General features: G+C 31.7%; 20 protein-coding genes. 11 read left to right on the top strand and 9 right to left on the bottom strand.

The window, feature by feature from the left end:
- The 7 genes from ACOSP6_RS01235 to ACOSP6_RS01265 form a co-directional block, all read left to right on the top strand.
- The coding region (locus tag ACOSP6_RS01235) for a T9SS type B sorting domain-containing protein (RefSeq protein WP_422092466.1) at positions 1–2,761 on the top strand (2,761 nt) is incomplete at its 5' end.
- Between the two features lie 9 nt (positions 2,762–2,770).
- On the top strand, positions 2,771–3,715 hold the full coding sequence (locus ACOSP6_RS01240; RefSeq protein ID WP_422092467.1) for a type IX secretion system membrane protein PorP/SprF: 945 nt from the start codon (positions 2,771–2,773) through the stop codon (positions 3,713–3,715).
- Positions 3,716–3,787: 72 nt separating this feature from the next.
- Positions 3,788–4,606, top strand: a complete 819-nt coding sequence (rluF, locus tag ACOSP6_RS01245) for a 23S rRNA pseudouridine(2604) synthase RluF (protein WP_422092468.1) — start codon at positions 3,788–3,790, stop codon at positions 4,604–4,606.
- A gap of 53 nt (positions 4,607–4,659) precedes the next feature.
- Positions 4,660–5,790, top strand: coding sequence for a tRNA guanosine(34) transglycosylase Tgt (gene tgt, locus ACOSP6_RS01250; protein ID WP_422092469.1), 1,131 nt, complete (start codon positions 4,660–4,662; stop codon positions 5,788–5,790).
- Between the two features lie 2 nt (positions 5,791–5,792).
- Positions 5,793–6,878 carry an LptF/LptG family permease gene (locus ACOSP6_RS01255; RefSeq protein WP_422092470.1) on the top strand — a complete coding sequence of 362 codons (1,086 nt, stop codon included), beginning with the start codon at positions 5,793–5,795 and terminating at the stop codon, positions 6,876–6,878.
- Positions 6,865–7,761, top strand: a complete 897-nt coding sequence (locus ACOSP6_RS01260) for a DMT family transporter (RefSeq protein ID WP_422092471.1) — start codon at positions 6,865–6,867, stop codon at positions 7,759–7,761. Before ACOSP6_RS01255 ends, ACOSP6_RS01260 begins: the two co-directional genes overlap by 14 nt.
- A gap of 46 nt (positions 7,762–7,807) precedes the next feature.
- Complete coding sequence (locus tag ACOSP6_RS01265; RefSeq protein ID WP_422092472.1) at positions 7,808–8,761, top strand: acetyl-CoA carboxylase carboxyltransferase subunit alpha; 954 nt, start codon at positions 7,808–7,810, stop codon at positions 8,759–8,761.
- Between the two features lie 179 nt (positions 8,762–8,940).
- On the opposite strand, the gene ACOSP6_RS01270 is transcribed toward ACOSP6_RS01265, so the two are convergent.
- The 5 genes from ACOSP6_RS01270 to ACOSP6_RS01290 form a co-directional block, all read right to left on the bottom strand.
- Positions 8,941–9,624: a response regulator gene (locus ACOSP6_RS01270; RefSeq protein WP_422092473.1), complete on the bottom strand. Its 684-nt coding sequence runs from the start codon at positions 9,622–9,624 to the stop codon at positions 8,941–8,943.
- Complete coding sequence (locus tag ACOSP6_RS01275; protein ID WP_422092474.1) at positions 9,614–11,560, bottom strand: tetratricopeptide repeat-containing sensor histidine kinase; 1,947 nt, start codon at positions 11,558–11,560, stop codon at positions 9,614–9,616. Before ACOSP6_RS01275 ends, ACOSP6_RS01270 begins: the two co-directional genes overlap by 11 nt.
- 126 nt (positions 11,561–11,686) lie before the next feature.
- Positions 11,687–11,884 (bottom strand): hypothetical protein, encoded by a 198-nt coding sequence (locus tag ACOSP6_RS01280; RefSeq protein ID WP_422092475.1) that lies wholly within the window; start codon positions 11,882–11,884, stop codon positions 11,687–11,689.
- Between the two features lie 1,411 nt (positions 11,885–13,295).
- On the bottom strand, positions 13,296–13,925 hold the full coding sequence (locus ACOSP6_RS01285; protein ID WP_422092476.1) for a 7-carboxy-7-deazaguanine synthase QueE: 630 nt from the start codon (positions 13,923–13,925) through the stop codon (positions 13,296–13,298).
- On the bottom strand, positions 13,897–14,394 hold the full coding sequence (locus tag ACOSP6_RS01290) for a RidA family protein (protein ID WP_422092477.1): 498 nt from the start codon (positions 14,392–14,394) through the stop codon (positions 13,897–13,899). Before ACOSP6_RS01290 ends, ACOSP6_RS01285 begins: the two co-directional genes overlap by 29 nt.
- A gap of 110 nt (positions 14,395–14,504) precedes the next feature.
- On the opposite strand from ACOSP6_RS01290, the gene ACOSP6_RS01295 reads away from it, so the two are divergent.
- The 4 genes from ACOSP6_RS01295 (at position 14,505) to ACOSP6_RS01310 (ending at position 17,943) form a co-directional block, all read left to right on the top strand.
- A complete protein-coding gene (locus ACOSP6_RS01295) occupies positions 14,505–16,028 on the top strand; it encodes a helicase HerA-like domain-containing protein (protein WP_422092478.1) in 1,524 nt (507 codons plus the stop codon).
- A gap of 44 nt (positions 16,029–16,072) precedes the next feature.
- A complete protein-coding gene (locus ACOSP6_RS01300) occupies positions 16,073–16,633 on the top strand; it encodes a hypothetical protein (protein WP_422092479.1) in 561 nt (186 codons plus the stop codon).
- Between the two features lie 91 nt (positions 16,634–16,724).
- The gene (locus ACOSP6_RS01305; RefSeq protein ID WP_422092480.1) at positions 16,725–17,705 is read left to right on the top strand and encodes a PLP-dependent cysteine synthase family protein; all 981 of its coding nucleotides are present in this window, start codon (positions 16,725–16,727) and stop codon (positions 17,703–17,705) included.
- A gap of 10 nt (positions 17,706–17,715) precedes the next feature.
- Positions 17,716–17,943 (top strand): hypothetical protein, encoded by a 228-nt coding sequence (locus ACOSP6_RS01310; protein WP_422092481.1) that lies wholly within the window; start codon positions 17,716–17,718, stop codon positions 17,941–17,943.
- A gap of 235 nt (positions 17,944–18,178) precedes the next feature.
- Here the strand turns inward: ACOSP6_RS01310 and lipA are convergent, their stop codons facing one another.
- From lipA to ACOSP6_RS01330, 4 genes are all read right to left on the bottom strand, one after another.
- A complete protein-coding gene (lipA, locus tag ACOSP6_RS01315) occupies positions 18,179–19,078 on the bottom strand; it encodes a lipoyl synthase (RefSeq protein WP_422092482.1) in 900 nt (299 codons plus the stop codon).
- A gap of 38 nt (positions 19,079–19,116) precedes the next feature.
- The gene (locus ACOSP6_RS01320) at positions 19,117–19,572 is read right to left on the bottom strand and encodes a hypothetical protein (protein WP_422092483.1); all 456 of its coding nucleotides are present in this window, start codon (positions 19,570–19,572) and stop codon (positions 19,117–19,119) included.
- Between the two features lie 124 nt (positions 19,573–19,696).
- Positions 19,697–20,920: an Nramp family divalent metal transporter gene (locus ACOSP6_RS01325; protein WP_422092484.1), complete on the bottom strand. Its 1,224-nt coding sequence runs from the start codon at positions 20,918–20,920 to the stop codon at positions 19,697–19,699.
- Positions 20,917–21,426, bottom strand: a complete 510-nt coding sequence (locus ACOSP6_RS01330; protein WP_422092485.1) for an RNA polymerase sigma factor — start codon at positions 21,424–21,426, stop codon at positions 20,917–20,919. The genes ACOSP6_RS01325 and ACOSP6_RS01330 overlap by 4 nt, the downstream gene beginning before the upstream one ends.
- Between the last annotated feature and the right edge of the window lie 43 nt (positions 21,427–21,469).

Raw genomic sequence — 21,469 nt, forward strand, 5'->3', positions numbered from 1 at the left:
ATTCAATGCAATTAGTGATCCAGTAGTAACAGTTGATAAAGCGATTGATTGTGCTACGGGAGAAGATATTACAGTAACGTATACCTCAACAGCTGCATTAACAGCAGACTTTGCTATCAGTGGAGCGAATACAGGATTTACATCTACGAATACTACAGGAGTATTTACTGGTTTAGCTGAAGATATTTATACGATTACAATTACTAATCCTACTACAGGATGTATTGTAACAACGGATCACCAAGTTAGTCCACCACCTACATTTAACTTAGACATAACTAATATTTCAGATGTAGTTTGTTTAGGTGATACTAATGGTAGTATAACTTTCGATTTCCCATCAAGTAGTCCATATACTGGTTTATATGATTACCAAGTAATGGATACGAATGGTACTCCTGCTACAGGTGATGATACTATTGCAAGTTCAGGTACAGGGGCAACAGGTTCTACTACAGTAAATACATTAGGGGCAGGAACGTATTATGTAACTGTGACAATGACAGATAGTCCATTCTGTCCAGTTACTTCAGAGGAAGTCATTATTGGTGAGCCGACTGCTGCACTAGGAGTTTCATTTACTACAAATCTTATTAATTGTATTTCTCCAAATAGTGGTGAAGTAATAATTGATGCTTCAGGTGGTTGGGGAGCTTATGAATATCAATTAGAAAATACTTCTACAACAACAGTAGTTCAGGTATTCTCTACGAATAATATTATTGATGGATTATCTTCAGGTAATTATTTAATTACTGTGAGAGATGCAAATGGATGTACAATAACTGATTCATTCTCATTATCAGATCCAACAACTATAACTGCTACTGTAGTTGAAACAACTTCGATTGCTTGTGAAGGAGAAGAAACGGCAGAAATTGAAGTTAATTCAGTGTCAGGAGGACAAGGAAGTCCAGCAGTTTATTCTTATAGTTTAACGTACCCTAATGGAGATGTTTCTTCAATTCAACCTAATAATGTGTTTACAGGTTTAGGGGCTGGTAATTATATAGTTACAGTTTACGACGAGTTTAATTGTAGCAATACATTCCCTATTACTATTGCAGAGCCAAGTGATGTTACATCATCGGCTTCAGTTACTTCAATAATTACATGTACAGCACCGAATGCTACAATTGAAGTTACAGGAACTGGAGGAACTGGTGCTTACGACTATAGTATTGATGGAGTGAATTTCGTAGTGAGTAATACATTCTCAGTACCAGCTGGAGATTATGAATTATTTGTGCGAGATGCGAATGGATGTATCTCAGCACCTTCTTTAGTATCGGTTCCAGCATTAGTTCCGTTGACGGCTACATTGAATACAGATTCTGCATTTATTACTTGTAATGGTGATGCAAATGCTGTTTTATCTGCTACAGCTGCAGGTGGACTAGGAAACTATATGTATGAATTACTAGATGGAGGAGGAGCTGTTGTAGCAGGTCCACAAAGTTCGGATACCTTTGATAACATTGGTCCTGGAACATATAGTATTAGAGTAACTAGTCAAGATTGTGTTACTGTTACTGCTGAACACGAAATTGTTGATCCACCTTTATTGGAAGTAACGGAAACACATGTAGACGTAAGTTGTAATGGTGCTACTGATGGTAGTATTACTATAACAGCAACTGGTGGAACAGGTTCTTATGTTTATGAAATTGATTCTGAGCCAGGAAGATTCCAGACTAGTAATGAGTTTAACAACCTTGCTGCTGGTACCTATACAATTACAACTCAAGATGAAAGAGGTTGTTTCCAAATTCTAACGGTTGAGATTTTAGAACCACCGGTATTAGAGGCTACAATCGATTTAACTACGGTTCAACAACAATTATGTGTTCAAGATACAGCACCTTCATTTGAGGTTGCTATAACAGGTGGTACACCTCCTTATTCAACAAGTTTAAATGGTGGAGCTTTCGTTAACGATAGAATAGTATTCGATAATTTAACCGCGGGTGAAACATATGTTGTTATCGTAAGAGATAGCAGAGGATGTACTACTGTAACTTCTGCATTTACATTTGATCCAGCTGTAGATTTACAGTTTAATAGTGATATAACTTATAATTGTGATGGTACAGCTACAATTACGGGTACAGTTGCGGATATTCATGTAAATGATGTTGTATACACTTTAACAGGACCTGAAAATGCGAGTAATGATACAGGTATATTTAATGTTACTGCTACAGGTACATATACGTTAGAAGTTGAGCATGTAAATGGTTGTATTAGAGTTATAACTCCAATTGAGGTTGATGTAATACAACCACTACAACTTACAATTGATGATTCTCAAATTAACATGTTAATTGCAAATGCAACTGGAGGAATTCCTCCGTATGAATACAGTGTTGATGGAAGCGATTTCTCTTTCGAAAATCAATTTATAATAACACAAACAAGAGATTATACAATTGTTGTGAGAGATAGTAGAGGCTGTGAACAATCTATTACGGTTGAAGGCGTTTATATTACAATTGAGGTTCCAAATATCTTTACACCTGATGGAGATGGTATTCAAGATTATTGGTATCCAATAAATGTTCAAGATTATCATCAACTTAAAGTGGTTATCTTTGATCGCTACGGTAGAGAAATTCAGAAGTATAACGGAGTACAAACAGGATGGGATGGTATCTATCAAGGTCGTCCAATGCCATCTGGAGATTACTGGTATACTATTGAGTTCTTAGAATTGTCTGGAGAGCGTAGACGTTTAATGGGTCATTTTACATTATATAGATAAAATTATTAGATGAAGAAGTATAGAATAATCCCCATATTATTTTTATTTGTTACCAAATTATTTGGGCAAGAAGTCGATTTACCACAATATGTAAATCACATGGCTGATAATCCATTTTTAATATCTCCATCTTATGCTGGAATTGGAGCTGGACTGCAAGTTCGTTTAAATGGAGTAAGTCAATGGATAGGGGTTGAAAATGCTCCTGATACACAATCTTTAACGGTTGAAGCACGTCTAGCTGAGCGTTTTGGTGGTGGTCTTACTATGTTTAGTGATCAAAATGGATTTACAACTCAAAGAGGAGCTAGATTATCTTTAGCGAGTCATTTAATACTAAGTGATGTATATGATAGCTTTTTATCTTTTGGATTAAGCTACAGTTTTATTCAATTTGGTATCGATACGTCAGAAAATAACACACCTCAACCTGTTCCGGATCGTGTATTGAATACATCCAATTTCGATATCAGTATGTTATATCGTTTTGATCGATTTGCAATAAGCGCTAACGTGGTAAACTTATTAGATAAAAATGTCGATGATTTTAGTACTGGTGAACCAAGAGTTTTAAGAAGGTATTCTGTTTACACAAATTATAATTATCGAATTAATAGAGATGTGGAATTAGAGCCTTCAGCATTTGTTGAGTATTTCGAAGCCAGTCAAAGATCTCGTACCGATATGAACGTTAAACTTAGGAAAAGGATTTTCAATGGTTATGTATGGGGAGGTTTAAGTTATACTTTCTTGAATGACCAATTCTTTAAGCCTAATGCGATTGCACCATTATTTGGTATAAAAAAGGATAAGTTCTATGTTTCATATGGTTTCAGTATTACAGTTAACGAAATTGTAGGATTCAATAATGGTACACATATGATAACATTAGGTTTCGATTACGATCGTCGTCCGAGTTTAGCGCGTTGTACAAGAAAAATGATTATGTTCTAAAAACATATCTAAATATTACAAAACATATAAACCTCAGCTCGTTCTGAGGTTTTTTATTTTACTTTTGTTCTAATGGATAAAAACAATCAAGAATCGATTAATCTTAATAAATACATTAGCTCTACCGGAATTTGTTCTAGAAGAGAAGCGGAACGTTTGATTACAGCAGGTAGAGTTACCATTAACGGAAAAGCTACACAGCTTGGAAATAGAGTTTTTGAGGGCGATATTGTGAAAATAGATGGTAAACCATTAAAAGCAAAGCCTAAAACCCTCTATATCGCATTAAATAAACCTGTAGGTATTGTTTGTACTACCGATAGTAAAGAAAGAAAAAATATCGTAAAGTTTGTTGGACATCAGCAGCGTTTATTTCCTATTGGTAGATTAGATAAACCTTCAGAAGGATTAATATTCCTAACGAATGATGGAGATATTGTAAATAAAATACTTCGAGCAGGTAATAATCATGAGAAAGAATATATAGTTTCAGTTGATAAGCCCATCAATGATAGGTTTATTCAAAGAATGAGCAATGGAATTCCTATTTTAGGAACTGTTACCAAGAAATGTAAAGTAGAAAAGATAAATAATACAACATTCAAAATAATTCTTACTCAAGGATTAAATCGTCAAATTAGACGAATGTGTGAGTATTTAGGATACGAGGTAATAAAACTTAAAAGAACTCGTATAATGAATGTTGAATTAGGCAATTTAAAAGTAGGAGAGTGGCGAGAATTGTCTAAAGTTGAAATGGATAAAATTAATGCGCTTGTAAAGTCTTCTAGCAAAACAGAAGAAGCTTCAAAAGAACGTTCACCCTTAAAAAAGAATACTCCTTCGAAAGGGAAAACTAGATCTAGATTTGGTCGTCAAAGAAAAAAATAGATTTAGAAACATTTAAGTTTTCACATTCTTCCAATTATGTATCTTTGTCACCTATGCAATTTAAATTAGAAACTACTGATCCAAAGAGTAAAGCTAGAGCTGGTGTAATAACTACCGATCATGGAACTATAGAAACACCTATTTTCATGCCAGTAGGTACCGTCGCTTCTGTAAAAGGAGTTCATCAGTCTGAACTAAAAAATGAGATCAATCCAGATATTATTTTAGGAAATACTTACCATTTATATTTAAGACCAAAAACTGATATACTTGAACAAGCCGGAGGTTTACACAAGTTTATGAATTGGGATAGGAATATTTTAACAGATAGTGGTGGTTATCAGGTGTATTCTTTATCTGGAAGAAGAAAGATTAATGAAGAGGGAGTAAAATTTAAGAGTCATATTGACGGTTCTACGCATTTTTTTACACCAGAAAATGTGATGGAAATTCAACGTTCAATTGGTGCTGATATTATAATGGCTTTTGATGAGTGTACACCTTATCCATGCGATTATAATTATGCGAAAAGCTCTATGCATATGACACATCGTTGGTTAAAAAGATGTATTGAGCATTTAGGAAAAGTGCCACCAAAATACGGATATGAACAAACACTTTTCCCAATAGTTCAAGGAAGTACTTATAAAGATTTACGTAAACAGTCAGCGGAGTTTATTGCTTCTGTTGAGGCTGAAGGAAATGCTATTGGTGGTTTATCTGTTGGTGAACCAGCCGAAGAAATGTATGCAATGACAGATGTCGTTTGTAGTATTTTACCAGAAGATAAACCGAGATATTTAATGGGGGTTGGTACTCCAATTAATATTCTTGAAAATATTGCGTTAGGCGTAGATATGTTCGATTGTGTGATGCCAACAAGAAATGCAAGAAACGGAATGTTATTTACTGCTCACGGAAGTATCAACATCAAGAATAAGAAATGGGAAAATGATTTTTCTCCTATTGATGAAATGGGAATTACATTTGTAGATACATTATATTCTAAAGCATATTTGAGACATTTATTTGCTTCTAAAGAATTGTTAGGTAAACAAATAGCCTCTATTCATAATTTAGGATTTTATCTTTGGTTAGTTAGAGAGGCAAGAAAGCATATTAAAGCTGGTGATTTCGCGGAATGGAAGGAAAAAATGGTAAAACAAATGAGTAATCGTTTGTAGGTTTGAAAATATTAGATTGGTACATATTAAAGAGATATTTGACAACGTTTTTGTTTACGTTGTTGATTTTAATTCCTATTGCAGTAGCAATTGATATCTCTGAGAAAATAGATAAATTTTTAAGGGATGAAACGTTAACATTGTTTACCATTGTTAATGATTATTACAAGAATTTTATTATCTATTACGCTAATACCTTCATGCCTTTGGCGCTTTTTATTGCTGTCATTGTATTTACTTCTAGATTAGCAAATAATACAGAAATTGTAGCCATCAATAGCTCTCAAATATCTTTCACTCGTTTTCTGTACCCATATTTTATTGGAGCAACAATTGTTACTGCGGTTGCATTGTATATGAATCATTATATCGTGCCTGCAAGTAGTAAAACAAGAAAGAATTTTGAGAATACTTATTTAAAAAAGACTCGTTATCAAGACCAAATGATTAACGATTTTAGTTTGCAGCTAAATGATAGCACCTATATGTTTGTGCAAACATATGATCTCAAACGAAATTCAGGACATCAATTTTCAACTGAAACTTATGACGGATTAAAGTTAAAGTATAAGTTAATAGCGGATAGAATTAGATGGAATGATAAAGACAGTGTTTTTACACTATTAAATTGGAAAGAAAGAAAAATATTTCAAGATAGAGATAGTATTTTTTCAGGGAACAAAATGGATACTGTGTTCTCTTTTACTCCAAAAGATTTCAATTATAAATCTACAATGGCACAAGAAATGCCTTCTCCTGAATTGTCTGAATTCATTAATATTTCCAAGAAAAGAGGAGTTAAAAACTTAAATGCTTATTTGGTTGAACTATACAAAAGAACCAGTTTACCATTAGCATCATATATTTTAACTTTAATTGCAGTAGTATTGGCTCATAGAAAAAGAAGAGGAGGAATTGGAGTAAATTTAGCCTTTGGTATAGCCATAATGTTTGTGTATGTGTTCTTTTTGAAAGTTGCAGAAGTATTAGGAGCAGTTGCTGGTGCTAATTCTTTATTAAATGTTTGGATGCCAAATATTATTTTTGGAGCCTACGCAGTTTATTTATATATCAATGCAAGAAAGTAAGCTTAAAAATTATCTTCTACTACATTTCATTGTTTTTATTTGGGGTTTCACAGCCATTTTAGGGAAGTTAATCACTATTGAGGCAATCCCATTAGTTTGGTACCGAATGTTAATTGCTGTCATCTTCATTTGTGCTTATTTTTTAGTCAAAAAGAAGTCATTTAAAATTCCGAGAAGAGCAATTTTTAAGTTTTTTATTACAGGAGCGATTATCGCGGTTCATTGGATTACTTTTTTTAAGGCTATTAAAGTTTCAAATGTTTCAGTTGCACTAGTAACAATGAGCACTGGTGCTTTTTTTACAGCACTTATGGAACCAATATTTTTTAAAAGAAGGATTAATCCTGTTGAAATGTTACTCGGTTTGTTAGTTGTTTTTGGATTGTACATCATCTTTAATTTTGAAAGTCAACATAGTTTAGGAATTATTTATGCTTTAATTTCAGCGTCTTTATCTGCTTTATTTGCTGTATTGAATGGTATTTTTATTAAAGAATACGAAGCAGATTCTATTTCGTTGTATCAATTATTATTCGGTGTTGTTGTTGTAACTGTGTATCTTGGATTTTCAGGAAGTTTTACAAAAGAATTTTTCATTCTTGAAAATACCGATTGGTTGTATTTAACCATACTTGGTAGTGTATGTACAGCATATGCATTTATAGCTTCGGTTCGTGTGATGAAATACATTACACCGTACACCGTGATGCTTACTATAAACTTAGAGCCTATCTATGCTATAATACTGGCACTCATAATATTCAAAGAAACAGAACAAATGAATGCAGAGTTTTATTACGGAGCTTTTATTGTATTATTTGTAGTATTATTAAATGGAATATTGAAAAATTCTTCAAAAATTAAAAAGAAATTACAACGATAATTTAGTATGTTTGCTTCACAAACAATTCGGAAATCAAACTTATAAAATGGAATATTTAGATTTTGAAATGCCAATTAAAGAGTTGGAAGATCAGTTGGCAAAATGTCATGATATAGGAAAAGAAAGTGAGATAGACGTTACTGAAACGTGCAAAAAAATCGAAAAAAAATTACAAAAAGCTAGAAAAGATATTTACAAAAATTTAACTCCGTGGCAACGTGTGCAATTATCACGTCATCCGAACCGACCTTATACTTTAGATTATATTAAGGCTATTTGCGGTGATACATTTATGGAATTACATGGAGATAGAAGCGTAAAAGATGATAAAGCAATGATTGGTGGTCTTGGAAAAATCGGAGATCAGTCATTCATGTTTATCGGTCAGCAAAAAGGTTACAATACCAAAACTCGTCAGTATCGTAACTTCGGTATGGCAAATCCTGAAGGTTATCGTAAAGCTTTACGTTTAATGAAAATGGCAGAAAAATTTGGAATTCCTGTAGTAACGTTATTAGATACTCCAGGTGCATATCCTGGTTTAGAAGCCGAAGAAAGAGGCCAAGGTGAAGCAATTGCTCGTAACATTTTTGAAATGACTCGTTTAAAAACTCCAATCATTACTATTGTAATTGGAGAAGGAGCTTCTGGTGGAGCTTTAGGAATTGGAGTAGGAGACAGAGTATACATGATGGAAAATACTTGGTATACTGTTATTTCTCCTGAGTCTTGTTCTTCTATTTTATGGCGTAGTTGGGAGTTTAAAGAGCAGGCTGCTGCGGCTTTAAAATTAACCGGTGATGATATGAAGAAGTTAAAATTAATTGACGGAATCATTGAAGAACCAGCTGGTGGAGCTCATACAGATAGAGAAGGAGCATTCGAAGCAGTTAAGAATCAAATTTTATCAGCTTTTGATGAGTTAAAGGATTTAGACGAGACTTCTCTTGTAGCTAAGCGTATGGACAAATATGCAAATATGGGTGTTTACAAAGAGTAGATACTTTATAGAATATAAACAATAAAAGCTCACTGAAAAGTGAGCTTTTTTATTTTATCAAAAGAATTTTAAAGCATTAAATTATTATTGACTAGCATTCAAAAAAATATTAAAAGCAAAAATTACTTAAATTTTACTCTTTACTCTTTACTCTTTACTCTTTACTCTTTGCTCTTCAACTATATAAACCCTTTATCTTTTGCGGTTAAAATAAGTTCTCTATCATCAGTAGAACTCAATGCAAATATTTTTCGTAATTGTCTTTTTCTTTTTTCAATTGCTGGCATTGATAAATGAACAATTTCTGGTAAATCTTTGGTTTTTGTCCCTACAGAGATTTCATATAAAATTTTTCTATCAATATCATCTAATAATAAATCACTAGAAACTTGATTTCTCAATAGTTTCATTACCGTTTTACTATAATAAGGAGGGTCTTCTAAAACCTCTTCAATTGCCTGAACCAATTCAGCAGGAGTTAGGTCGTTTTTAACCAAAAAACCTTCTGGATTTAAGTTTTTTAGAATACTATGAACTCTGTAGTTATCATTAAAAGTTGTAGAAACAATTATTTTAGTTTCAGGTAATAGTTCGTTTATTTTTAAACCTAAATCTTCGCCAGATAGCAATGTTCCGTCTTTAGAAGGAGGTAATCGCATGTCTAAAAAAACAATATCTAAAGAATCGTTTTTTTCTACAAATTCATTTAAAACTTCACAGGCAGAGTCACAATCGGTAGCTGTAAAAATATTGAAAGAAACACCTTCGTTTCTACTTTCAATAAACTTAAAAGCACTTTTATAAGCTTCTGCAATTAAAGGATGGTCATCAATTAATAAAGCATTATACTTTTTATGCTGCATTTTTAGGGATATAAGGGATTATTATAGTTAAAGTAGTTCCTTGGTCGATTTCTGAAAGAAAGTCCACAGAACCGCTTAATTTTTCAACTCTCGTTTTAATATTCTTTATTCCTATTCCTTTTTTTCCTTTTTTTGTGTCAAAACCAACGCCATCATCTGTTATGGTAATGAATAATTTCTGATTATTTAAACCAAAATTCAAAGTTACACTTTTTGCTTTAGCGTGTTTAATAATATTTTGCAATGATTCTTGTATAATACGATAAACATTTGCTTTCGTGACTTCATCTAAACTTTTCCAAGAAATGTTTGTATCATCAACAAAAGTGTACTTAAAATTACCAATAACGCTTTTATCTTTCAATACTTGTTCGATAATCGTGGAGAAGCTTACAGTAGCATCGTCAAAATTTTCACTTAATCGGTGCGAAACATCTCGAATTTCTTTTTCTATATTTTGTAATTCATCTAAAAACGTTTGGTGCTGTTCTTGAGTATCTGGTTGCATTTGCATTCCTAAAAAACCAAGACTTACACGAGTTCCGAATAACTTTCCTAAAATTCCGTCATGTAACTCTGCCGATATGCGATTGCGCTCATTAACACGTTCTTCTTCGAGTTTTGCTTGTTGTTGAAGTGTTAATACATAAACCTCTTCATTTGCTTTCTGTTGTTCAGCTTCTAATTGAAGTTTTTCATTTTGTACTTTTTGAACGCGTAAAAAGTAGAGTAGAGTTGAGATTAACAAAACAGCTAAACTTCCAGCAAAAATCCATATGCGTTGTTGACTTAAAATTTTGTTTTGTTCAATATGTTCATCGGTTTCAAACTCAATACGCGTAAATTTGTTTTGGGCTCTGCGTTCTTCGCTAATTAAACTATCATTAAATTGAATATAGCGATCTAAATATTTTTTAGCTTTTTTAGGTTGTAGGTCTGCAAGTTGTTTAAGAGTTGTTAAATAGTCAGCTCCGTTTTTAAGTTTTTTCGCTAATAAGTTTGCTTCCTGAGAATATATAATAGCTTTTAGAGTATCTTTTTTGTAAGTATAATAATTAGAGATATAAATTTTTGAAGTCAGTATATTAATTTTATTTCCCAAGCTATCTCTTATTCTTAAAGATTCGAATAAATCTTTTTTAACCCCTAAAGTATCTCTCATTAATAATTTACAATTTGCTCTATTGCTCAGGACTCTTGCGTAATGAGATCTCGATATATCTTGATTTAGATCAATAGAATAGTATTTTAGAGCTTTTGAATATTCTTTCTTTTTAACATAGATATTAGCTATGTTATTTTCAATACCATAAGGTTTAATTTTAACTTTTTTGAAGTATTCTAAAGCTTTTGAAAAGTATCTTAGAGCCTTATCATATTCTTTAATATCCCTTTGTAATAAGCCTAAATGATTATATGAACTAGATAAGCTTTCATAATTTTCTAGCTCTTTAAAAAGTTTTATGGCTTCAATACTTAATATTTCACTTCCGGTATAATCTCTGTAATATCCTTTAATTCTAGCCATGCCATTTAGAATTTTAGAAGCTTCCTTTTTATTACCATTTTTAATAAAGTTTTTATAGGCTTCATTAAAGTGATAATAAGCTTTATCATGTATTTCTCCATTTAAATAAAAAGTAGCATAATTCCAATGAGAATCACCTATAGAAAATATATTTTTATGTTTTTTAGATAATTCAAGAGCCTTTTGATTTGTTTTAAAGAAATTTATTGTGTCTCTTAATCTATAAAATTCAAACGCAATAGAGCTTAAATGAATTGGGTCTTGAATTTCATTATTGTTGAAGTATTCGTATGCATCTAATAAAATTTCTTTTCTTTTGGAATTTGATAATTTTTTATTTTTTGCTTTTTGTATAAAAAGTTTTAAACTATCATTTTTGGTTTGGAAATAATTAATTTCAAAGGCCAATGATTTATGTAAAGTAAAGAAAATTAATGTTATTAAAATTTTTTTGATAATGTGATAATTTTGTTTCTCACAAAACTAAAGAAAAAACCTCTAACATAATATTAGAGGTTTAATTGTAGAATCACATTAGCCTTTTCCACCATCTTTTCCACCACCATCATTACCATTTCCATCTTGACCTCCTGTATCAAAAGCGTTGATGTTTTCGGTGTTTGTGATTTCTGTATTTTGTGTTGTATCGGTAACTAGGTTTTCGGTGTTGTCTGTACAACCGATAGTTAATACTAATACGAACGTTAACAATAACAATTTTATATTTCTCATAACTTTAATTTTTAATATTTGACAATAGTTTTCCTAGCCGTAAAAACAGCTTGATAGTTGATCGAATGTTGTTTTCGATTGTGTAGCTCCAGAAAAATCTGGGCAATAATCATCCAGCCCGAGTAAATCAGGTGGTTTGTAGAATTAAATTGATGTGAAATCAATCCGTGAAGACTTTGAACTACCAAGGCCTATTGAGTTAAGGCTTCAGAAAATTCTACATTGTCGTTAAATAGGAAGCGTTCTTTGCAATTTTTAGGTAACGCTAGCTGATTTTTTTAATTAAATTATTCCAGAATTAACTTCTGTACAATTTGAATTTAGTAATCGCAAGGTTCCATTGAGTAAACGTCCTTTTTCATTTAGAATTAGCAATATTAATTTTTTCATAACTTTTCAATTTCTCTTTTAAATATACGAAATATCAAGAATATTTCCAAATTTTTAATCAATATTCGTACTTGATATTTTCAAATAAAAAAGGCACCTATTTCTAGATGCCTTTGTACTTGTATATGTTGAAAATGGGTTTTAATCATTCTCTTTATATTCTTGTATACAAAAAACATCATTACTTACTCTTCCTTTAAAATGAACACCTCTTATTGAGCATTCTTTTAAACTGTTAGATAAATAAATTAATTTCATAATACGTTGTTGTTTTATTTCTTGTGTGATTCTTTTATTCTGAATCAATCACGATACAAATATATAAGGTTTTTATAATTCTACCAAAAATTTTAACATTTAATTCACTGTTAATCAAATAGTTAAGTTATTTTTAGGTAATAAGGTTCCTGTCCGGAATATATCCAGATTCTTAGTTTTTTGGTTAAGCCTTATAGCTCAATTGATTATGAAATAAACCTCTCAAACTTCTATATGTTGATTAAAATTTCATTCATTTATTATAATTCATAAAAAAAGGCGTTCAAATTAATTTGAACGCCTATATATTTTGGTTTTATAGTTTAATCATTTCCTAAATATGTACAATAACGTTCTTTTTCGAAAAAGATCATTTTCAGGTCTTCCGAAACTTACATGTGCTAATGGAGCACATGGTATTTTATATGTATTTATATTCATCATCGAAAAGCAAATATACAAAATTTACTTATAATGTTAAAAAACGTTAAAAAATTAACAATTCATTAAAGTTAGAAAAAAGTATGGTTTTCCCTTACTTTTAGTATGGGAAAACCATACCTCAGTTTTATAAAGTCAAAATATCTTTGTCTCGGTTACAAAAAGCCTTGTTTATATAAGGTCGGATATAAAAAACTTTATATCATAGTCGTCGGGGAAAATCTATGAGAAAAAAGAAAACAAAAGCGTATCCTTTTTACTCTAACCAAAGTAAAATCCATGGAACAAAAAACGCCCAATCTTGGGCGTTTCGCTTTTTTTATTAAGGTATGTTTAAATACTTATGTGTTTGAAGTGATATTTTCCATTGAGGATTATTCATTACATAATCAATAATCAAAGGAATCATTTTATCACGTTTACTCCATTCAGGTTGTAAATACAATAAACACTTATCATTCACTTTAGCTGCTTGCTCTTCAGCGAATTCAAAATCATGTTTATTATGAATAATCATTTTTAGTTCATCGGCTTCTTCGTAAGCTCGTTGAAGAGGAAGCTTTGTTTTTTTAGGAGAAAGGCAAAACCAATCCCATACTCCAGAAAATTTATAAGCTCCTGATGTTTCAATATGAGTTTTTATATTTTGATTTTGCAATTGAGTAGTAATATAATCTAAGCTCCACATAAGAGGTTCTCCTCCCGTGACAACAACAGTTTCTGCATACTTTTTCGCATTCGAAACAATCAAGTCTGTTTCTGTAGGAGGATGTACGTTAGCATCCCAGCTTTCTTTAACATCGCACCAATGACAACCAACATCACAACCACCAATTCTTATAAAATAAGCAGCTGTTCCCGTATGTGCTCCTTCTCCTTGAATGGTGTAAAACTCTTCCATTAATGGAAGCATTTTTCCTTCTTTAATTAACTCTTGCGTCTTTAAATCCATCTGCTTTTACCGCTATTACATCAATTTCAATTTTTGCTCCTACGAGCAAACCGGCTGCAAATGTAGTTCTTGCAGGTTTATTTTTAGGAAAATATTCGCGAAAAATTTTATTAAAATCAGCAAAATCATCTGTTGTTGATAAGATTACAGTACATTTTACAACATGTTCAAGGTCAGAACCATGTAATTTTAGTACTTCTTTAATATTCTCTAAAGTTTGTCTTGTTTCAGCTAAAATTCCACCTTCTGGTAGTTTACCTGTAGCCGGATCAATACCAACTTGACCTGCTAAATACAATGTATTTCCTACTTCTACGGCATCAGAAAAAGGAGCATTCTTTTTACGTTCTAGTTTTGATGAATGAAAAATTAAATTATCTTTTTCCTCAGGAACTTCTTTTTCTTTTTTTAGATCGCATGAAGTTAATGCAACAATAAATGATAAACATAAAAATTGTAGTAGTTTCATAAGGCTATATTTTAGGTATTTAACAAATTTAACGAAAACAGTAAGGTTCTACTTAAAAATTAATTTTGAAATGCTGATTTTAATAGTATTTTTATCAAAAATAACACAAGATGAGTCAGACGGAGTCGTTTTTTAATTATATCACAGAAGGATATAAATGTAAAGGAGATTATATCACTTTAGGAGCCGGAATGTTAGGTGAGGAAACAGTAACAAATGCATTGGTTAATATTCCCTTAAAAACGCTAAACAGACATGGTTTAATCGCTGGAGCAACTGGAACTGGAAAAACTAAAACACTTCAGGTACTTGCTGAGAATATGTCGGAAAAGGGTATTCCAGTTTTATTAATGGATGTGAAAGGTGATTTAAGTGGATTGGGGCAACCTAGTCCGGGACACCCAAAAATAGATGAAAGACATCAGAAAATTGGAATTCCGTTTGATGCTAAAAAATTTCCAATTGAAATCTTATCTATTTCAGAACAAGATGGAGTTCGTCTTAGAGCGACTGTTTCTGAATTTGGTCCAGTTTTATTATCTAGGATTTTAGATTTAACCGAAACCCAATCAGGTATAGTTGCTATTATTTTTAAATATTGTGATGATAATCATCTTCCTCTTTTAGATTTAAAGGACTTCAAAAAAATGTTGCAATTTGTAACTGCGGAAGGAAAAGATGAAATAGCTTCTGAGTATGGTAGAATTTCATCATCTAGTACGGGCGCAATTTTGCGTAAAATTGTGGAGTTAGAACAGCAGGGAGGAGAACTATTCTTTGGTGAGAAATCTTTTGAAGTTGATGATTTAACTCGTGTTGATGAAAACGGAAGAGGAGTAATATCAGTTTTAAGATTAACTGATATTCAAGATAAACCAAAGTTGTTTTCAACTTTTATGTTACAATTATTGGCAGAGGTTTATGAAACTTTTCCTGAACAAGGAGATAGCGGAAGACCAAAGTTAATCATATTTATTGATGAGGCGCATTTGGTTTTTGACGAGGCTTCGAAGGCTTTGTTAAGTCAAATTGAAAGTATTGTAAAACTAATTCGTTCAAAAGGAATCGGATTGTATTTTGTAACTCAAAATCCCAAAGATGTTCCAGAAGATGTATTAGCGCAATTAGGGATGAAAGTGCAGCACGCATTACGTGCTTTTACTGCGAAAGATAGAAAAGCATTAAAATTAGCTGCAGAGAATTACCCTGATTCTGAGTATTATAATACAAGTGAAGTGTTAACACAGTTAGGAATTGGTGAGGCGTTTATTACTGCTTTAAACGAAAAGGGAATTCCTACACCTTTGGCAAGAACTATGTTAAGAGCGCCAATGAGTAGAATGGATATTTTGACCGAAAGAGAAATTCAGGAAGTGTTGAATAGTTCTAAGCTCGTAAGTAAGTATAACAAATCAATCGATAGAGAAAGTGCTTATGAGTTACTCGGCGAAAAAATAGAGCGTATTAATAGAGAAAAAACTGAAGAGGATGAAAGAAGAGAAAAGGAAAAAATCAGAAGAAAAAGAAGCTCAAGTTCTTCATCTCGAAGTACAAGACAAAATCCAGTAGTTAAAGTTTTAACCAGCGCAACTTTCATTAGGGCTGTATTCGGAATTTTAAAGAAGGTATTATAAACTAAATAGTAAAAAGGAACGTTATATTTTGAAATTAAACTTACATGAAAAAATTATCTAAAATTGTATCAATACTTTGTATTTCATTATTATTTATTCAATGTGGAAAAGATAAATTCACTATTGCTAAAGGAAAAGTAGGTCAGCTGACGTCAAAAACTACTGTACAAGAGTTGGATAAAATTTTTGCCAAAGATTCACTAGTTAAAATTTTAAGTGAAGGAGCGAAAGGAAATAATTATTTCCAAGATGACGATGTATATGAAGTGTATGAAAAAGGAGGGAAGCTTTTATTAAGTATCATTCCGAAAGAGCAACTAGATTCAAGTTCTGTCATTAAAAGTGTAGAAATTTTTGATGAAAGATTTAAGACAGAAAAAGGATTGAACATCAATTCTACTTTCAATGAAATCAATGCAAATAATGCCATTAGTAAAATTGAACCATCGTTTTCATCAGTTACTGTTTTTATCGATGATTTGAATGCAACCATAGCAATAGATAAAGAAGGTTTAGGTTTGAGTGATTACAATATGAAAAAGGTAAACATTGAACAAATTCCTGACTTGGCCAAGATGAAATCATTTATAGTTTGGTTGAATTAAAAAATACAGAATCCGCAATTAGCGGATTTTTTTATGGATGCATATAAAACAAATTTCCAAACTTATATATTTGCACAACAAATCGAAGAAAATGAATTACGCAAAGAATATTCTTGAAACTATAGGAAATACGCCTTTAGTTAAAATTAATAAACTAGCCGAAGAATTACCTTGTTTAGTATTAGCCAAATACGAAACTTTTAACCCAGGAAATTCAGTAAAGGATAGAATGGCTCTTAAAATGATTGAAGATGCTGAAGCTGATGGGAGATTAAAACCAGGAGGAACTATTATTGAAGGTACCTCAGGAAATACTGGAATGGGATTGGCATTAGCAGCAATTGTAAAAGGTTACAAATGTGTATTTGTAATGGCAGATAAGCAAAGTAAAGAAAAAGTTGATATTCTTAAAGCAGTTGGAGCAGAGGTAGTTGTATGTCCTACTAATGTTGAACCAGATGATCCCAGAAGTTATTATTCTGTTTCAAGAAGATTAGCTGAAGAAACAGAGAATGCTTGGTATGTAAATCAGTATGATAACCCAAGTAATGCAAAAGGTCACTACGAAAGTACAGGTCCTGAAATTTGGGAACAAACAGAGGGAAAAATAACTCATTTTGTTGTTGGAGTAGGAACAGGAGGAACAATTTCTGGGGTAGGAAAGTATTTAAAAGAAAAGAATCCAAATGTAAAAGTTTGGGGAATTGATACGTATGGTTCTGTTTTTAAAAAATATCATGAAACAGGAGTTTTTGATGAAAATGAAATTTATCCATATGTAACGGAAGGAATTGGTGAAGATATTTTACCAAAGAATGTTGATTTCAGTATCATTGATGGATTTACGAAAGTTACAGATAAAGATGCTGCTGTTTATACACAGTTATTAGCTAAAAAGGAAGGAATGTTCCTTGGGAATTCTGCAGGTGCAGCGATGAAAGGATTATTACAATTAAAAGAGCATTTTAATGAAGATGATGTAGTTGTTGTATTATTCCACGATCACGGAAGTCGTTATGTTGGAAAAATGTTCAACGACGATTGGATGAAAAAAATGGGGTATTTAGAATAAACCAGAATCCATGATTCAATTATTTTGTGGAAGTCCAGAAGGTTTATTTGGTTTACTCTTTATTTTGTTCATATTTGCTTTGCCAGTAGCTATCATGGTGATTATTGCGAATATTATTTTAAAGACAACAGAATTCTATAAAAAACAAATAACCAATAATTTTAGAAAAGCTTTATATTTTACTGTATTAATTTTTATAGCACTTCTAATTTGTGTAATCTTCACAATCGGACTTTAATTTGAAATAACGAGATATTACATAATCAAAAAGCCACCTCATTGAGGTGGCTTTTCGTTAATCAACTAATTCAAATAATTTACACAATGAAAACAATTATTATTGTTAACAATTGTATGTTTTCAATTTACGTGCCAAAATTAGTAATAAAAGCAATGTAAATTGATTTTTATTTGATAATTTACACTTTTTTAACTTTTGAAAGCTGTTTTGTTAAGAAATTAATAATAGAATGTTAGCTGGCATGCTTGTGTGCTTTATAAGAAGATCTTACTAGCGCACCGCTTTCAACATACATGAATCCCATTTCTTTACCAAGTGTTTCGTATTTTTTGAATTGTTCTGGTGTTATAAATTCTTTAACAGGTAAATGCTTTTTTGTTGGTTGTAAATACTGACCAATAGTAATGATGTCCAAACCAACATTTCTTAAATCTTGCATTGTTTCAATTACTTCTTCTTCAGTTTCACCTAATCCAAGCATAATGCCCGATTTGGTTCTCATACCATTTTCTTTAAGATATTTTAAAACACCTAAACTACGGTCGTATTTAGCCTGGATACGAACTTCCCTTGTTAGCCTTCGAACTGTTTCCATATTATGCGAAACAACTTCAGGATGCACTTCTATAATTCTATCGATGAGTTTAGTGTTTCCTTGAAAATCAGGAATAAGTGTTTCTAAAGTAGTATTTGGGTTTGCTCTACGAATTGCATCAACGGTTTCTGCCCAAATAATGGAACCTCCATCTTTCAAATCATCTCTATCAACAGAAGTAATTACGGCGTGCTTAATCTTCATGATTTTGATCGATCTAGCAACTTTCTCTGGCTCGTCCCATTCTACTGTTTCGGGTCTACCAGTTTTTACACCACAAAAACCACATGAGCGTGTACAAATGTTTCCTAAAATCATAAATGTAGCCGTTCCTTCTCCCCAACATTCTCCCATGTTAGGGCAGCTTCCACTAGTACAAATTGTATTTAATTTGTACTTATCGACTAATCCTCGAAGTTCGGTATATTTTTTTCCTACAGGAAGTTTTACGCGAAGCCACTTTGGTTTTTTTACACGTTCAGTGGTTGCGTCTTTCGTAATTTTAGTTTCTGTAGGGATAAGAATCTTTTCTGACATTCACTATAAATTTGAATTACAAATTTACGAAGAATGTTTTATTGCATAATACCTAATTCACTAGCTTTATCAATTGCAAGTTGTAATAAGTCGTCATTTGTTTTAATTGTACTAACAATTCTACCTATTTTATCAAGGTCTTCCTTGTTAGGACTCCAAAAAGTAACTCCTGTAACTTCAACTTTCATTTCGATTTGATCAATTAAATCGTTGTTACAAAGTTTAAAAGCGCCATAGATAATTCCTAACCAAGATGGCCCACCTCCGTGATAACCACTTGCTTGTAAATCTTTAGCTAGAGAGTCTTTTTGGTAAACATCATGATAATCGTACCTGAACTTACCGTTTTCCTGTTGTAATTTTCCTTGAAAGGGAACAGAGGCATCAGATATTGCTGTTTGCAATTTTTCTACTTGAGAAAAAGTTTCTTGAAATGAAAAAAGTGTAAGAGCAAATACACATACCAACTGTAAGAAAAATCTTTTTGTTTGCATTTGTAATATTGGGATTTTATTATACTCTCTGGATAATACCAAAAAGCGTGCTAATTTAATTTTTTTTCTGATTTTTTTTAGCTTTTTTTAAAGATATTTTATTACTGTATTGTTTTACAGTTGTTTATGTGTTTATGGTGGTTAAATACCAAATACTAAAACCTATTAAAAAGAGTATTCCACCGAGACTTAAAGCTTTGATAAACTTGTTAGGGTGATACTGTTTTGGAGTATGCTTACTAGTAATCAATTTATAGTTTAATACGGCAAAAATAGGAGCAGTTAAAAATGAGAAAATAGTAGCGATTTTCACCATCATTAACATATTATCTAATAAAAGAAACAAAATGATTAACGTACCTGATATTAAGAGTAAACTCCAAAACCAATAATTCATTTTTGGTTTGTCAAAAAGCAGTTGAGAGGCTTTTTCCATTGCCCTAGGTGATGCATCTAAAGTAGTGATTGTTGTACTAAACATAGTGGTAAATGCAGCGATTGCAATGATTGGTTTTGCGTATTCTCCTAAATTATTAGTGTAAAGATTAATTAGTTGAAGGGCAAATTGACCACCACTACTTGCAAACTTTTCATCAGAGTTGTACATGACCATTGCTCCTAATAAAATAAAGCAGAGCCCTAGTAGCATGGTTCCTATATAGCCAATATTAAAATCAAAAATAGATTTTTTAACACTAAGGTTTTCTTCAGTACTTTTCTGCTTTTGTACAGACCATAATGAATGCCAAATAGAGATATCTAAAGGAGCTGGCATCCATCCTAAAAAGGCAATTAAAAAACTAACACCTAAGGCATCGGTTGGTAGTATTTGGCTATATGAAAAAGTGTTTACATTTTTTGTAACGGCTATTGTTAGTGATAGTAGTGTACTTACAGTCAGAAATAAAATAATGTACTTCATTAATTTATCGAGTAATTGATATTTACCTACTGAAAGAATTAAAAAACTAATAATTAAAATTATCGTTGCCCAATACACCAGATTGTCAGTTACGCCAAACAAATAGGTCGCTAAACTTGCCGTTACAATAGTGACTCCAGCTTGAATTGTGAACATCGTAGCTAGGTTTACAACAAAGTATAAACCTAAATAGGTTTTACCTAATTTTTTATATCCGTCTAACAAACTTTCTCCCGTTGCAGTGGCATATTTAGGTCCAAATTTGAAAAACGGATATTTGAAAAAATGAACGAGCAACAAAGCCCAAATAAGTCCATAACCATATTCAGCACCGGCTCTTGTTGATTGTACTAAATGAGAAACCCCAATAGCCGCTCCTGCGAACAATAAACCTGGACCTAAAGCACTAAATATGTTTTTTTTCATGATTTGTTTTTCTCTATAATCTCAGCAAGTAATTTTTTTGCTCTTAACAGTTTTACTTTAACATTGTTCATAGGTTCGTTAAGTTGTTCTGAGATTTCTTTATAACTTAACTCTTGAAAAAAACGAAGATTAATAACTTCTTGATATTTAGGTTTTAACTGCTTTATGTCCCTAAGAAGTTTTGCTAAGTTTTGTTCAGTAATTATTTCGTCTTCAGGAGAGGGAGCATCATCAATTACTTTATAAGCTTCTTCATCTACTTTTTTTGAAGAGTTAACAACGGGTGAAGATTTTCTTTTACGAATAATATCTTGATGTACATTTTTTGAAATAGCTATCAACCAAGTACTGAATTGATATTCTTCATTGAATGTATCTATTTTATTAAAAGCTTTTGCAAATGTTTGTATGGTAATGTCTTCAGCATCATTTTCGTTAGTTACTTTTTTAAGCTGATAACCATATACATTTCCCCAGAATGTATCTAAAAGAAAATTGAAAGACATTTGGTTGCCTTTCTTTGCTTTTTCTATATGTTCAAGAATTTCG

The sequence above is a fragment of the Tenacibaculum sp. MEBiC06402 genome (assembly GCF_049239625.1).
GTDB lineage: Bacteria > Bacteroidota > Bacteroidia > Flavobacteriales > Flavobacteriaceae > Polaribacter.